At 70.3% G+C, this 14278-nt stretch carries 12 protein-coding genes; 7 read left to right on the top strand and 5 right to left on the bottom strand.

What is annotated here, in order from left to right:
• Window positions 1-9: 9 nt before the first annotated feature.
• Both NX02_RS24765 and NX02_RS24760 read left to right on the top strand, forming a co-directional pair.
• Window positions 10-501 (top strand): hypothetical protein, encoded by a 492-nt coding sequence (locus tag NX02_RS24765; protein ID WP_158014177.1) that lies wholly within the window; start codon window positions 10-12, stop codon window positions 499-501.
• 25 nt (window positions 502-526) lie between these two features.
• Entirely contained in the window at window positions 527-2026 is a 1500-nt protein-coding gene (locus NX02_RS24760) for a lipopolysaccharide biosynthesis protein (protein WP_025294855.1), read from the top strand.
• 1 nt (window position 2027) lies between these two features.
• On the opposite strand, the gene NX02_RS24755 is transcribed toward NX02_RS24760, so the two are convergent.
• Window positions 2028-2624, bottom strand: a complete 597-nt coding sequence (locus tag NX02_RS24755) for a TetR/AcrR family transcriptional regulator (protein ID WP_025294854.1) — start codon at window positions 2622-2624, stop codon at window positions 2028-2030.
• A 105-nt stretch (window positions 2625-2729) separates the two neighbouring features.
• Between NX02_RS24755 and NX02_RS24750 the strand changes: the two genes are divergently transcribed.
• Genes NX02_RS24750 through NX02_RS24740 form a run of 3 tightly spaced genes read left to right on the top strand, consistent with a single transcriptional unit; the run spans window position 2730 to window position 8199 of the window.
• Window positions 2730-3752 carry an efflux RND transporter periplasmic adaptor subunit gene (locus NX02_RS24750; RefSeq protein WP_025294853.1) on the top strand — a complete coding sequence of 341 codons (1023 nt, stop codon included), beginning with the start codon at window positions 2730-2732 and terminating at the stop codon, window positions 3750-3752.
• A complete protein-coding gene (locus tag NX02_RS24745; RefSeq protein WP_025294852.1) occupies window positions 3749-6805 on the top strand; it encodes an efflux RND transporter permease subunit in 3057 nt (1018 codons plus the stop codon). Before NX02_RS24750 ends, NX02_RS24745 begins: the two co-directional genes overlap by 4 nt.
• Window positions 6802-8199 carry an efflux transporter outer membrane subunit gene (locus NX02_RS24740; RefSeq protein ID WP_025294851.1) on the top strand — a complete coding sequence of 466 codons (1398 nt, stop codon included), beginning with the start codon at window positions 6802-6804 and terminating at the stop codon, window positions 8197-8199. Before NX02_RS24745 ends, NX02_RS24740 begins: the two co-directional genes overlap by 4 nt.
• Window positions 8200-8256: 57 nt before the next feature.
• Here NX02_RS24740 and NX02_RS24735 read toward each other — a convergent pair whose 3' ends face one another.
• Window positions 8257-8955 carry a pirin family protein gene (locus tag NX02_RS24735; protein ID WP_025294850.1) on the bottom strand — a complete coding sequence of 233 codons (699 nt, stop codon included), beginning with the start codon at window positions 8953-8955 and terminating at the stop codon, window positions 8257-8259.
• A 123-nt stretch (window positions 8956-9078) separates the two neighbouring features.
• Between NX02_RS24735 and NX02_RS24730 the strand changes: the two genes are divergently transcribed.
• Together NX02_RS24730 and NX02_RS24725 are read left to right on the top strand one after the other, a co-directional pair.
• Window positions 9079-10008 (top strand): LysR family transcriptional regulator, encoded by a 930-nt coding sequence (locus NX02_RS24730; protein WP_025294849.1) that lies wholly within the window; start codon window positions 9079-9081, stop codon window positions 10006-10008.
• Window positions 10009-10156: 148 nt separating this feature from the next.
• Complete coding sequence (locus tag NX02_RS24725) at window positions 10157-10885, top strand: hypothetical protein (RefSeq protein WP_158014176.1); 729 nt, start codon at window positions 10157-10159, stop codon at window positions 10883-10885.
• A 14-nt stretch (window positions 10886-10899) separates the two neighbouring features.
• Here the strand turns inward: NX02_RS24725 and NX02_RS24720 are convergent, their stop codons facing one another.
• The 3 genes from NX02_RS24720 to NX02_RS24710 are packed head-to-tail and all read right to left on the bottom strand — an operon-like array spanning window position 10900 to window position 14278.
• A complete protein-coding gene (locus tag NX02_RS24720) occupies window positions 10900-12279 on the bottom strand; it encodes an alginate export family protein (protein ID WP_025294847.1) in 1380 nt (459 codons plus the stop codon).
• Entirely contained in the window at window positions 12276-13874 is a 1599-nt protein-coding gene (locus tag NX02_RS24715) for an MFS transporter (RefSeq protein ID WP_025294846.1), read from the bottom strand. Before NX02_RS24715 ends, NX02_RS24720 begins: the two co-directional genes overlap by 4 nt.
• On the bottom strand, window positions 13871-14278 hold the full coding sequence (locus tag NX02_RS24710; protein ID WP_025294845.1) for a DoxX family protein: 408 nt from the start codon (window positions 14276-14278) through the stop codon (window positions 13871-13873). Before NX02_RS24710 ends, NX02_RS24715 begins: the two co-directional genes overlap by 4 nt.

The following is a 14278-nucleotide window of genomic DNA, read 5'->3' as shown; positions in this document are numbered from 1 at the left end:
GCCGCGGCAATGCTGCTGCTTTCGCCGATGCTTGCCCTGTCGCCGGCCGCTGCCGTCGCGCAGGCGCCCGCACCGGGGAGCGAGGAAGATTTTCTGAAGTCGGTTCGCGAGTTCGCCGAGATTACAGCGCCCAACGCGCTGGCAAATGACCAACAGGGCGACAAAGTGGTGTTTCTTCGGCAACGCACCGGCGAAACGACGAAGGTCGTCGGCATCTCGGTCGTGGCTGCGGGCACTTTCCTGCCGAGCAAACTCGTCGACAGCATTGCGAACGGCCCTACCGCGGTGCTGCGGATCCGTGACCGGCGCGATCATTGGCAGAAGGTGAAGCTGGACGATTATCCCAGCGTCGAAGAGCCGCACAATCTCCGCATCTTTGTGGCATCGGGCACGTTGCCGGATCAGAAAGTTTGGGAAATCGCTGCGCGCCCCGGGTTCGAAATGCGCGAAATCGGTGAGGACGGCGTTCCGGGTGAGTGGAACGCATGGCAGCCACGATGAACGACAATCCGGCAGGTCAACGCGCGTGACCGCTGCCGAAGACGAGGATATCGCGGCGCTCGCCAAGGGTGGCCGCACGAACATATTCGGCTTTCTGCTGAGGCTGGCCGCGCGCCTGCCCTTCCTGTTCATCGCCGGTCGCCTTTATGGTGCCGAGGCGCTCGGCCGGTTCGCCTTCGCCATCCTGATCCTGGAATTCGCCGCGCAGCTGGCAACGCTTGGGCTCAAGCGCGGTCTGGCGGAGCAGCTCAGCAAGAATGAGCGGCCCGATGCGCATGTGGTGTGGGATGGGTTGCTGATCGCCGGCATCGCCTCGATCTTGGCGACCGCAACCTTGTTCGCCTTCCCGCAGCTCATGTTCCCGACCAGCGAGATCTACGGGCTCGAACGGCTGCTGCCGCTGCTGGTGTTCGCGATCGTCTGGTCGGACGTGTCGCTGGCGGCGCTCGCCTATCGGCTGAACGTCGCGGCGACGGTGCGTGCGCGCGCGGTGATCGAGCCGTGGACGATCAGCATCGCCGCCGCGGGCCTCTATCTCTATTCGCCGCGCGACGGGCTGATCCTGTCCTACGCGCTGTCGATGGTGGCGGCGCTGACCGCGTCGCTGATTCCCTTCGTCCGCGCCTATGGCCTGCCGCGCGGCTGGCGACCGCGCCCCATCGAGCTGTTCTGGATCGCGCGCGCCAACACGCCGCTGGCGATGGCGGATGCGATCGAATGGGGCACGCGCAACGTCGATCGCTTCGTGCTCGGCCTGTTCTTCCCGCCGGCAACGGTGGGCATCTACTGGTTCGCGCAGCAGATCGCGACCTTGCCGCAGAAGCTGAAGACCAGCTTCGATCCGATCCTGGGCCCGGTGATCACGCAAAATCTGGAAGCCGGCAACAAGGCCGCGGTTGCCGCGCAGGTGCGGCAGGTGGGCTTCTGGATCATCGCCGCGCAGGCTGGCATCGCGCTGGCGCTGTCGATCACGGGGGAGGCGATCATGGGGCTCGGCGGCCCGGCGTTCGTCGCCGGCACCGCGGCGCTCGCCTTCCTGCTGTTCGCCGAGGTCGTGGCCGCGACCGCGGTCGTCGCCGAATCGGCGCTGGTCTATGTCGCGCGCCATCGCAACCTGATGATCTCGCTGGCGACGATCATGCTGCAGGTGGTGCTGAGCTTCGCGCTGATCCTGGCCGCCAAGGCGATGAACCTGCCCGAAACCTGGCAGGCCGCCTGCCCCGCGCTGGCGCTGCCGCTGGCGCTGGCCTTCGCTGCGGTCGCCAAGGCGCGGCTGCTCTCGCGCCTGCTCGACGCGCCGGTTTCGCCGTGGCGCTGGGCGCTGGTGTGGGCGACGGCGGTGGGGGGCCTGGTCGGCGGCCTCGCGACGCTCGCCCCCGAATGGACCGAACTGGTGGTCGGCGTGCCGGCGATCTTCGCGGCTTATGGCGCAATGATCTGGTTCACCGGCTTCACCAGCGAGGATCGCAAGCTGTTCCGGCGCAGCGCGGCACCCGCACCGCCCGCCCGGAGCCCCGCGAGCTAGGCTAAAAGCCCTGCACCGCGCGATCGACCTGCGCGCTGATCAGCGCGTCGCGATCGACCCACGGGAAATGCGGCCGCGCGATCAGCAGGGCGACGAGGCCGTGGAGCGTCGCCCAGATGCTCTGCGCCGCCAGCCGGCCGCCGTCGTCCATGTCCTGGGTGACGGTTTCGGCCAGCAGGTTGAACGCGCCGAGCCCCGCCTCCATCACGCGCCCGCCTTCGTGGTTCGCTTCCTCCCACGGCTTCTCGAGCATGAAGGCGATTCGGTAGACGTCCGGATTGTCGAGCCCGAAGGCGATATAGGCGCGCGCCGCCTGCTTCAGTCGATCCGTGCGGCCGTTCGCGGCGGCGAAAGCGGCGGAAAGCTCTTGCGAGAGATCGCTGAAGCCCCGCACGCAAATCTCTTCCGCAATCTCTGCGCTGCTGGCGAAATGGGCGTAGAGCGATGGCTGCGAGATGCCGACCGCCCGCGCGATCTGGCGTGTCGTCACATTGTAGACGCCGTAGCGCGTGAACAGCGTCAGCGCCGCAGCGATGATCTCCTCGCGCCGTTGCCCGGCACTGCGGCGACCGGTCTTCGCCTCCTTGTCGATCCCCATCAGCAATCTCTTCGCGCTTGACTCCCCAAAGCAACCTATCATTGATAGTCTATCGCTGATAGGACGATTCTGGTGCGGCATGGTTCGGTTTCGAAGGCGGCACGGATGGCAGCGCTCGCGCTGTGCGTGGCGCTGGCTGGCTGCTCCGCCAGCGAACCCCCGCCGCCCCCGCCACCGCTGCCGGTGGAAGTCGCGCGCGTCGTCTCGTCGTCGGGCACCTCGTTACGCGCGGCGGGCACGATCGCGTGGCAGCGCGAATCGGTGCTGTCGTTCCGCGTGCCCGGCATGATCGCGCTGATGAACGCGGAAATCGGCGACCGCGTGGCTGCCGGCACCACGTTGGCCGCGCTCGACGCCACCGATGCAGCCGCGCGGCTGCGCCAGGCGGAGGAGGATGTCGCGCGGGCACGGCGGACCGCCCAGCGCTATGCCGCGCTCGCCGAAACCGGCGCGATGGCGCCGGCGCTGGCGCGCGACCAGCAGACGGTGAGCGCGCAGGCCGAAGCGGCGCTGCGTGCGGCGCGCTACGATCATCGATCGACCCGGCTGGCGGCCCCGTTCGGCGGCATCGTGCTGGCGCGCGTGGCGCAGCGCGGCGAGGTCGTCTCGCCGGGGCAGGAGGTGCTGCGCATCGCCGACCTGTCGAGCCCGTTGCTCGTCCGCGCCGCGGTGCCCGCGCACGACGTCCCCGGCCTCGCCGCCGGCATGCCCGCGACCGTCACGGTCGGCACCCGCACCGTCGGCGGCCGGGTGCTGCGGATCGGCAGCCAGGCCGACGCGCGCACAGGCACCGTCATCGTCGAAGTGGCACTGGCCGAGCGCAAGGGACTCGCCAGCGGCACCGTGGCCGATGTGGCCTTCGCCGGTGCGGCAGCGTCGGGTGGGGCGGCGGGCGGGGCGGCGACGATCCGCGTGCCGGCCGAGGCCGTACTGGAAGCCAGCCGCGGCCGCGCCAGCTTGTTCCTGTTCGACGCGCCGCGATCGCGCGCGGTGCGCAGGGCGGTGCGCTTCATCGGCTATGACGGCGACGACGCACTCATCGCGGGGCTGCCCGCCGATGCCACGGTGATTACCGCCGGCGCCGGCTATGTGCGCGATGGCCAGCGGGTGCTGGTCTCGAACCGATGAGCCTCAATCCAGCGCGATTCTTCGTCGGGCGCTGGCAATTCACGCTGGTGCTGACGGCGCTGTTCGCGCTGCTCGGCGTCAACGCGTTCATGACGGTGCCCCGCGCCGAGGATCCGCAATTCCCTTCGCCGATCATCCTGATCCACACGGCAATGCCCGGCGCGACGGCACTGGAGATGGAACAGCTCGTCGTCCGGCCGATCGAGGATGCGATCGACGCGCTCGACGAGGTGAAGGAGATCCGGTCCACCAGCATCGACGGGTCCGCCTCGCTGCGCGTCGAGTTCCAGTGGAGCGAGGATCCCGAGCGCAAATATGACGAGGTCGTGCGCGAGGTGAACGCGCTCCGCCCGAGATTGCCCGACGCGCTGACCCGGCTCGACGTGAATCGCGCGCGCACGATCGAGGTCTCGATCGTCGAGCTCGCCCTGGTCGCCGAACAGCTGCCGATGCGGCGGCTGGAGAAGGTGGCGGACGATCTGCGCGACGAGCTGCAGCGCGTGCCCGGCGTGCGCGAGGCGCGCTATTGGGGCGCGCCGGCATCCGAGGTGCGCGTCGCGGTCAATCTCGCCCGCCTGGCCGAACTGCGCCTGCCGGTGAGCGAGGTGGCGGCGGCGCTCAACCGCGCGGCCGACGAGCGCCCGATCGGCGCGGTCCACGCCGGGGCACGGCGCTTCAGCGTGCGGCTGGGCGGCGCCTTTCCCGATCTCGCCTCGGTCGGCGCAGTGCCCGTCGCCAGCCGCACCGGGTCGGTGATCCACGTGCGCGACATCGCCACGGTCGGCTGGGAAACGGTGGAGCCGGAGCATCTGACCCGCTTCAACGGCAAGCGCGCGCTGCTGGTGACCGCGACGCAGAAGAATGGCGGGGATGTCGGCACGATCACCACCGATATCCGCCGCACGCTCGACGCGTTCGAGCAGAGGCTGCCGGGCGGCGTGACGCTGGAGCGCGCCTTCTTCCAGTCCGACAATGTCAGCCTGCGGCTCAACCGGCTGACGCGCGACTTCCTGCTGGCGCTGACGATCGTGCTGATCACCCTGCTGCCGCTGGGGCTGCGCGCCGCGGGCGTCGTCATCGTTTCGATTCCGCTCTCGCTGCTGATGGGACTTGCCGGCATCCAGCTGCTCGGATTCGGGCTGAACCAGCTTTCCATCGCCGGCTTCGTGCTGTCGCTGGGGCTCCTGGTCGACGATTCGATCGTCGTCACCGAGAATATCGCGCGGCGGCTGCGCGAGGGCGAGGATCGGCGCACCGCGGCGATCAACGGCACCGGCCAGATCGCGATGGCGGTGATCGGCTGCACCGGCTGCCTGATGCTCGCCTTCCTGCCGCTGCTCGCGCTCCCGGAAGGATCGGGCACCTTCATCCGTTCGCTGCCGGTGACGGTCGTCGTCACCGTCGGCGCTTCCTTCCTCATCGCGATGACGGTGACCCCCTTCGTCGCGAGCCGGCTACTCGGCAGGCATGAGCACCCCGAGGGCAACCGCATGCTGCGGGCGGTGAATGGCGGCATCCATCGCTTCTACCGGCCGGTGCTGCACCGCGGGCTCGAACGGCCATGGACGGCGCTGGCGCTGATCCTGGGCCTGTGCCTGCTGGCGATCCCGCTGCTGGGGGTGATCGGCAGCAGCCTGTTCCCCCCGGCCGAGATTCCGCAATTCCTGGTGCGGATCGAGGTGCCCGAGGGCACCGCGCTGCGCCGCACCGAGGCCGCGCTGGACTTCGCCGAGCGACGGCTGGCGCGCGAGGCCGACATCGCCTGGACCGCATCCAATCTCGGCCGCGGCAACCCGCAGATCTATTACAATATCGCGCAGCACGATCCCGCCCCGGCCTATGCCGAGATCGCGGTGGGGCTGAAGGGCTGGCATCCCGGCAGGAGCGAGGCGTTGCTCGATGCGTTGCGCGCCGATTTCGCGCGCTATCCCGGCGCGCGGATCAGCGTGCTCGACTTCCAGCAGGGGCCCATGATCGAGGCGCCGATCGTGATCCGCGTCGCGGGCGAGGATCTGGGCCAGCTCAAGCGCCTGTCCCAGCGCGTCGAACGCATGCTGGAAGCCACGCCGGGCGTCCGCGACATCGGCAATCCGCTGCGGCTCGACCGCACCGACCTGGCGCTGGGACTCGACGAGACCAAGGCCGCGGCGCTCGGCGTGCCTGCCGGCGCGCTGCGCCAGACCGCGCGGCTGGCGTTGTCCGGCGAGGAGGTCGGCCGGCTGCGCGACGCCGATGGCGACGATTATCCGGTGCGCGTGCGGCTGCCGATGGGCGACCGCAACGAGATCGACGCGCTCAAGGAGATCTATGCACCGACGCTGGATGGCGCCGCCGTGCCCTTCTCCGCGATCGCCGATCCGCAGCCGGTATCCGGCCCCGCGCAGATCGACCGGTTCGACCGGGCCCGCACCGTTACCGTCACCGCCTATGTCGCGCATGGCTTCCTGACCGCCGAGGTCAATGACGAGGCGCTGCGGCGGATCGAGGCGCAGGTGTCGCTGCCGCCGGGCTATCGCCTGATGATAGGGGGCGAGGCGGAGGCGCGGGCGAACAGCTTCGCGGGCCTGGGTGCCGCGATCCTCGTCGCGGTGCTGGGCATCCTCGCGGTGCTGGTGCTGGAGTTCGGCCGCTTCCGCACCGCCGCGGTGGTCGCCGGCATCATCCCGCTCGGCCTGTTCGGCGCGGTGGTGGCGCTGTGGCTGACCGGCCATTCGCTGTCGTTCACCGCCACGATCGGGCTGGTCGCGCTGATCGGCATCGAGATCAAGAATTCCATCCTGCTGGTCGATTTCACCGAACAGCTTCGCGCCGAAGGCGTCGGCATGCGCGAGGCGATCGAGCGCGCGGGCGAGGCGCGCTTCCTGCCGGTGCTGCTCACCTCGGTCACCGCGATCGGCGGGCTGCTGCCGCTCGCGGTCGAACATTCGGGGCTCTATTCGCCGATGGCGATCGCGATCATGGGCGGGCTGGTTTCTTCCCCCCTGCTGTCGCGCATCGCCACGCCGGTCATGTATCTGCTGCTCGCCGGTGGCGACGAAAGGAAACCGGCATGATCCGCGCATGGCTGGCCCCGGCGATGGCGCTGCTGGCCGCGGGCTGCGCCGCCAGCACCGCCTATCGCCCGCCGACGACGCCGGTCGCCCCGGCCTGGCGCGCGGCGCCCGAGGCCGGTGCCATCACGATCGGCCCCTGGTGGCGGGCGTTCGGCGATCCGGTGCTCGACCGGCTGATCGCGACCGCGCTCACCGAGAATCTGGACATCGAGCAGGCGCTGGCCCGCGTCGACCAGTCGCGCGCGGCGGCCGCCGCGGCAGGCGCGGCGCTGCTGCCATCCGGCACGGTCGACGGGCAGGCCGCGCGCGTCCGGCAGTCGATCGAGACCGGCCTCGGCCGCGTCTCGCAATATGTGCCGGACTTTCCCCGCACGGTGAACCAGTACCAGCTCACCACGGGCGCGAGCTGGGAGCTCGACCTGGCCGGCGGGCTCCGCCGCGGGCGCGAGGCGGCCGGCGCGGAGGCGCAGGCAGCCGAGGCGATGGGGGCGCAGATGCGCGTGACGGTCGCCGCCGAGGTCGCCGACGCCTATGTGCGGCTGCGCGTGCTGCAGCAGCGCCGCGCCATCGCGCGCGGCCAGCGCGATTCGGCGCAGCGCATCCTGAGCCTGACCGAACAGCGCCACCGGCTGGGCGAAGCGGCCGCGCGCGCGGTGGAGCAGGCGCGCGCCAACGCCGCCGGCGCCGAGGCCGATCTCCTGCCGATCGGCGCGGGCATCGAGGCGCAGCTCAACCGGCTGGCGGTGCTCGCCGGGCGCGCGCCGCAAGCCGACCGGATGGGGCTGGACGCCGAGGCGGCGATTCCTTCCGCCCCCCTGCCCGGCGCCGGCAGCCCCGGAGACCTGCTGCGCCGCCGCCCCGATCTGGTCGCGGCCGAACGCCGGCTCGCGGCATCGCATGCCCGCGTCGGCGTCGCGCTTGCCGAATATTATCCGCGCCTCTCGCTGTCCGGCCTGCTCGGTTTCCAGGCGCAGACCGCGGGGCGGCTGCTGACCGGCGATGCCAATGTGATCCAGGGTGCGGTCGGGCTGCGCTGGCGGCTGTTCGACTTCAAGCGTCTCGACGCCGAGCGCGACGCCGCGGAAGGCCGCGAACGCGAGGCGCTGGCCGCCTATCGCCAGGCGGTGCTGCGCGCCGCGGAGGAGGTGGAGAATGGCTATGCCACGCTCGGCGCACGCCGCACCGAAGTCGCTGTGCGCACCCGCGAGACCGACGCCGCCGGCAAGGCGCGGGCGATGACCGACAGCGCGTGGAACGTGGGCGAGATCAGCCTGTTCGAATTGATCGACGCAGAGCGGACCTTGCTGGCGGCGCGGGACCGGATGGCGCTCGCGCAGGGGGAAGCGGCGCTGGCGGCGATCGCGTGCTACCGGGCGCTGGGCGGGCAGGAGTAGCCGCCCACACGGAGACAGGAATGGGGCGGGCCGATGCCCGCCCCATCCTCGACATGGTCAGGCCGCGTCGACCAGCACGATCTCGCTGTCCTCGATCGCGGTGATCGCGATCGTCTCGAGCTGGCTGATCGCGGCGCCGTCGCGGGCGTTCACGGTGACGTCGCCGATGCGCACCGCGCCGGTGGCAGGCACCAGATAGGCCTTGCGGTCCTTGCCGATCGGATATTCGGCGGTTTCGCCCGCCTTCAACGTCGCGCCCACCACCCGGGCATCGGTGCGGATCGGCAGCGCGTCATTGTCGTTCTCGTACCCCGAGGCGAGCGTGACGAAGCTGCCCGAGCGCTCCCCCCTGGGGAAGGGCTTGGTGCCCCACGAGGGCTGATCGCCGGCGCGGGTCGGCAGGATCCAGATCTGGAAGATCCGGGTCGTCTCATCCTCCAGATTATATTCCGAGTGGCGGATGCCGGTGCCCGCGGACATCACCTGGACGTCGCCGGCGACGGTGCGGCCCTTGTTGCCCAGATTGTCCTGATGGGTGATCGCACCCTCACGGACATAGGTGATGATTTCCATGTCGCGATGCGGATGCGGCGGGAAGCCGGTCTTCGGCGCGATGGTATCGTCGTTCCACACGCGCAGGTTGCCCCAGTGCATGCGGGCGGGATCATGATAGCCGGCGAAGGAGAAATGATGCTTGGCGTCCAGCCAGCCATGATTCTCGCCGCCGAGGCTCGCGAAGGGGCGCAGTTCGATCATCGTCGGTCTCCAGCTTGGGGCGGCGTCGGCGCCACCCGGAATTGCGTTGGACCCGATTTAGCGATTGCGACCTTTCAGGATCAGGGCGATAAAATCGCTGCCTTCGTTCGAGGAACCTGAAAAGTGAGCAACCCCGGAACGCCGACCTTCGACCAGCTCCGCATCTTCCTGGCGGTGGTCGATACGGGCAGCTTCGCAGCGGCGGGGCGGCGGTTGAATCGCGCAGTATCGGTGATCAGCTACGGCATCGCCAATCTGGAAACGCAGCTCGGGCTGGTGCTGTTCGAGCGCGAAGGCACCCGCAAGCCCAAGCTGACCGTCGCCGGCCGCGCCGTGCTGGCGGAGGCGCGCGCAGTGAGCCAGGGCATCGACGGGCTGCGCGCCAAGGTTAAGGGGCTGCTCGACGGACTGGAGGCTGAGATCGACCTTGCCGTCGACGTGATGATGCCGGCTGAGCGGCTGGGCCGGGTGCTGCGCGCCTTCGCCGCCGAGTTCCCCACCGTTTCGCTCAAGCTGCATGTCGAGGCGCTGGGCGCGGTCACCGCGATGGTGCTCGATCGGCAGGCGGTGATCGGGCTGTCCGGCCCGCTGGCCGCAGGCGTCGAGGGCGTGGAATGCGTCGCGGCGGGATCGGTGCTGATGGTGCCGGTGGCAGCGCCCGATCATCCGCTCGGTCGCATGCCGCGCATCCCGCCGGGGGCGGGGCGCGATTATGTGCAGCTCGTGCTCAGCGACCGATCGCGGTTCACCGAAGGCCGGGACTTCGCGGTGATGAGCCCCAGGACATGGCGGCTGGCCGATCTCGGATCCAAGCACGCGCTGCTGCGCGAGGGCATCGGCTGGGGCAATATGCCGCTGCCGCTGATCGAGGCGGATCTTGTCGCCGGCACGCTGGTGCGACTGCACATGCCCGACCATCTGGGCGGCACCTATCGCTTCGCGGGCGTGTGGCGGCGGGATGTGCCGCCGGGGCCAGCGGCGTCGTGGCTGCTCGATCAGCTCGTCGCGCTGGGCGCGAACGATGTCGAGGAAGAGGGGATCGGGGATATCTGACCGCACCTCATACCGTCCCGCTCGGTCTGCGACCGATCGGGAGAGGGCTTCGCTCAGGCGCCGCGCAGGCTCGGTATAATCGATCCGCTTAGTGCCTCCGCGCGCGGGCAGCCTATGCTGGGCCACCCGAACGACGAAGGAGGTTGCGATGGTTGACGGTGTCGGCGGAGCGGGTTCGTCAGGCGGCGCGGATGGCGGCGCAGGGCTGGGCGGCGCAGGAATGGGCGGCGCGGGTGTAGGCAGCCAGGTCGACAGCCAGTCGACCGGCATCGGCAGCACCAGCGCCACTTCGCCCAATGCCCCCTCGACGATGGAGGCGCTCGCTGCCTCGCCCACGACGATGGAAGCCTTCGCGGCCACGCCCACGGCGCTTGAGGCGCTCGCCGCGCAGCCTTCGATCGAGGTCGCCGAGGTCGCGCCCGCGCCGGCGGCGCAGAGCTTCGTGTGCGACATGCCGACGCTCAGCATCGGCTTCGGCGCCAGCGCCTATAGCGGTATCGGCGGCGGCGCCAATTTCGGCGTCTCCTATGATCCGCCCACCGGCACGTTGAGCTTCGACGTCGGCATGGAGGTGGGCGTCGGCATCGGCGCGGCGGCACGCGTCGATCATGGCATTCAGCATTCGGCGACGCGCAGCGCGACCGATCCCGGCGTGAGCGCGGGCATCGGCCTGTCGGTCAACGGCCAGGCGAACACCGTCTCGGGCCGCGTCGAGCATGAAATGGTCGGTTCCAACATGCATGCTCCCGCCGAGGACCGCACCAAGGTGAGCGTCGGCGGCGCCGGCATCGGTGCGTCGATCAACGCCAATATCTATGCCGGCGGTTCGGTGGCGGGGCAGGTCTATGATCCGGGCTGCGCGCCGCCCTCGTCCTGACCCGGTCGCGCGCGTCAGAAGCGCAGCATCGCTTCTGATCCGATCATGTGGATCGACCGCGCCGGCCCGGTCTCGCGGATGAAGTCGCCCGGCCTGAACAGCGACAGCGAGACGCCGAACGACAGGATCTCGCTCGCCTGCCAACCGATCAGGGCTTCCGCCTGCGCGCCGATGAAGCGCGACCGCGCATCGCCGGGCGCACGGATGAGCTGGCCGGGGACGTTGTAGACGCCGTCGCGTCGGCTGGCGCGCCAATAGGCAATGCCGGCGAGATCGAGCGTGAAGCCGCGGCCTAGATCGACGTCGACGCTCGGGTGGAGGTTGGCGATGTTGTAGGGGCCGATGGGCGAGAGCTCGCCGAAATATTTGCCCTTGGGAAAGAGCGCGTTGAACGTGCCCAAGGTCGCGTCGCCGGGATCGCGATCGCCGCTGGCGATGTTGGCGCGCAGGCGGATGCGGGGCGAAAGCGGGGCGTCGGCGAAGCGATAGGCGGTCTCGGTCGCGACGGTCCAGGCACGGATACGCGCCGGGCCGAAAGCGCCGCGCTGGAGCACGGCTTCCCAGTTCCAGGCGAGCCCGCCGCGCTTGCCGAACATCCGCATGCCATAGCTGTCGCGCCGTTCGTCCCCCATCCCTTCCGCGAAGCGCGCGGTCTCGTTGCGATAGCCGAGCCAGTAGAGATCGAGACCGATGTCGGGGGCGACCGTCGTCGTCGCGTAGACGCCCGACAGCCGGCGGGTGCGTGAACGGCGATCGTCGAAATCGCCCAGCCCCACCGCGACCGGACGCATCGCGAAGGCATCGACGCGGACCGGGCCGACATTCAGGATCGCGCGGCCGCCGTCGAACGCCTGCGGGATGTTGGGACCATAGCGCAGCCCGACCAGCCGTTCCGATCCGAGCGCGACCAGTTCGCGGCCGCCGCGCAGCGTGAGGCTCGCATTCTCCGCCAGCGGCAGCCGCACATCGGCGAAGCCCTGCAGCAGATCGATGCCGGTCTCGTCCGCCGGTCCCTTGCCGGCGCCGACGCCGCGGGCATAGCCGGCGATGCCCTGAACGAACGCGCGCGCCGGCCCGACATGGAGGTCGGCATGGGGCATCATCCGGACCCACAGATAGCCGTCGTCGGCCGCGGGCGGATCGCCCCAATTGTTGTCGTCGAAGCCTTCCTGGCGGATGCGCAGTTCGAGCCCGGTCGTCAGATAGACGGTGCCATCCTTGTCGAGCGGGCGGTGCTTCGCGGCCTTCCACCAGTCGGCGTCGCGGCGCGGGGCAGTGGTGATGCCCGACCAGTCCTCGTTGTAGCGCATGTTGGTCTGCTCGACCGCCGCGGCCGGCTGGGCGGCGGCGGCGGCAGGCAGCGCCAGCGCGGCGAGCGCTGCCAGCCGGATCATCGCGGGCTCACGAAATGCCGGACGTGCGGCGGCGCATCGCCGATGTGGAAGGCACGCGCGGCCTGCTGCAATTCGCGGTCGGCGGCGGTCACCCGGTCATGCTGGCGGAGATGTTCGAGCCAGCTTTCGACGGTGAAGCTCTCGACGACGATGCCGGGCGCGGCCGCATCCTCATAGAGCCCCCAGCTGATCGCGCCGTCGCGACGGCGCACCCGCTGCATCGCCTGCATCGTCGCGACGAAATCGGCCATCGTCGCGCGGTCGACGCGATACTCGATCGTCACCAGCACCGGGCCGCTGTCCTGCTCGACCTCGCGGGCGACGACCGGGGCCGGCCAGTGGCCGGAGGGGGTGAGATCGATCTTCGCGGAGGCGCCGAAGGGCACGCGCCAGGCGAGCAGCAGCGTGGCGAGCGCGAGGCCGGCGGCAGCGGCGAGCAGGGTGCCGGCGATGCCGATATGGCCGGCGAGCGCCCCCCACAAGGTCGAGCCCGCGGTCATCGATCCCTGGAACACCAGCAGATAGATCGCCAGCGCACGCGCCTTGACCCAGCCGGGCGACGAAGCCTGCGCGCCGCCATTGAGCGACGCCATCATCGCGATCCAGGCGAAGCCGGCGACGGCGAGCGCCGCGGCGGCGGGCACGAAGCTGTGCGACAAGGCAAGCGCCGCCATCGCGAGGGCAAGCAGCAGCGATGCGGCGATGGTCATGCGATTGGCGTTCAGCCTGCCGCGCAGGCGGGGGAGCAGCAGCGCGCCGGCGATGGCGCCGAGCCCCATGAAGGTCAGCAGCCCGCCATAGCCCGCCGGGCCGAGGCCGAGATCGCGCCGCGCGATGATCGGCAGCAGCGCCCAAAGGCCGCTGGCGAAGAGAAAGAAGCCGACGCTGCGGATCAGCACCACCTGCAGATCCGGCGCGCGCAGCGCATAGCGCATGCCGGCGCGCATCGCGCCGATGAAATGTTCGGCGGGCAGCTTCGAGGTCGATGCCGGCCGCCGCCAGCGCGCCAGCACCGTGATCACGCCGAGCACCGAGACCGCGTTGAGCGCGAACACCGCGCCCGATCCGGCGAAGGCGATGATCACGCCACCCAGCGCCGGGCCGATGGCGCGGGCGATGTTGACGCCCAGGCTGTTGAGCGCAACCGCCTGCTGCAGGCCGGAGGCCTGCACCAGTTCGGGCACGATCGCCTGGAAGGCGGGGGCGGAGAGCGCGGCACCCACCGCGATCGCGGCGGTGAAGCCGAGCAGCACGGTCGGCGTGGTGAGCCCGCCGATCGTCATCACCGCAAGCAAGGCCGCGGCGGCAAGACCGAAAAGCTGCGCGCCGATCAGCAGCCGGCGGCGATCGACGATGTCGGCCAGTGCGCCGCCGGGCAGCGCGAGCAGGAACATCGGCAAGGTGGTCGCCGCCTGGACGAGCGCCACCATCAACGGCTCGCGCGACAACGACGTCATCAGCCAGCCGGCGCCGACATCATGCATCCAGGTGCCGATGTTGGAGACGACCGTGGCGATCCACAGTGCGCGGAAGACCGGATTGGCGAGCGGCGAGGGCTCGGTCGCGGCGCCGGGGGCAGGGGCAGGGGCGTTCATGATCTGCGCTCGCTGAGGATGGCGGCGAGCATGAGCCCGCCGATGAGCCCGATATGCTCGAGGAAGCTGTTGCGGTCGTGGAAGCGCGCGACCGGATCGGCGATCTGCCAGAAGGGGTGGCCGATCCATGTCGCGAGCGCGGTGAACACGCCGAGCGCGCCGGCCCCCAGCCATCCCCAGCGCCGCAGGATCAGCAGCAGCGAACCGCCGACCTGGACGAGGATGGTGAGCGCCACCACCACTCCCGCGGGTTCGAGGCCGAAGTGCCGGGCCTCGCCCAATGCGGCGGGCAGATCGGCCAGCTTGGCGAGACCGCTGGTCCAATAGGGCAGAGCGAGGAGGACGATGGCGCCGGTGGCGAACCAGCCGGCGCCGATCAGGCGGGCGATGGGACGGGGCGTCAT

It is taken from the genome of Sphingomonas sanxanigenens DSM 19645 = NX02, assembly GCF_000512205.2.
Classification (GTDB): Bacteria; Pseudomonadota; Alphaproteobacteria; order Sphingomonadales; family Sphingomonadaceae; genus Sphingomonas_D; species Sphingomonas_D sanxanigenens.
The sequence above is the reverse complement of the archived record's forward strand: the minus strand, read 5'-3'. Positions and strand labels throughout refer to the sequence as shown.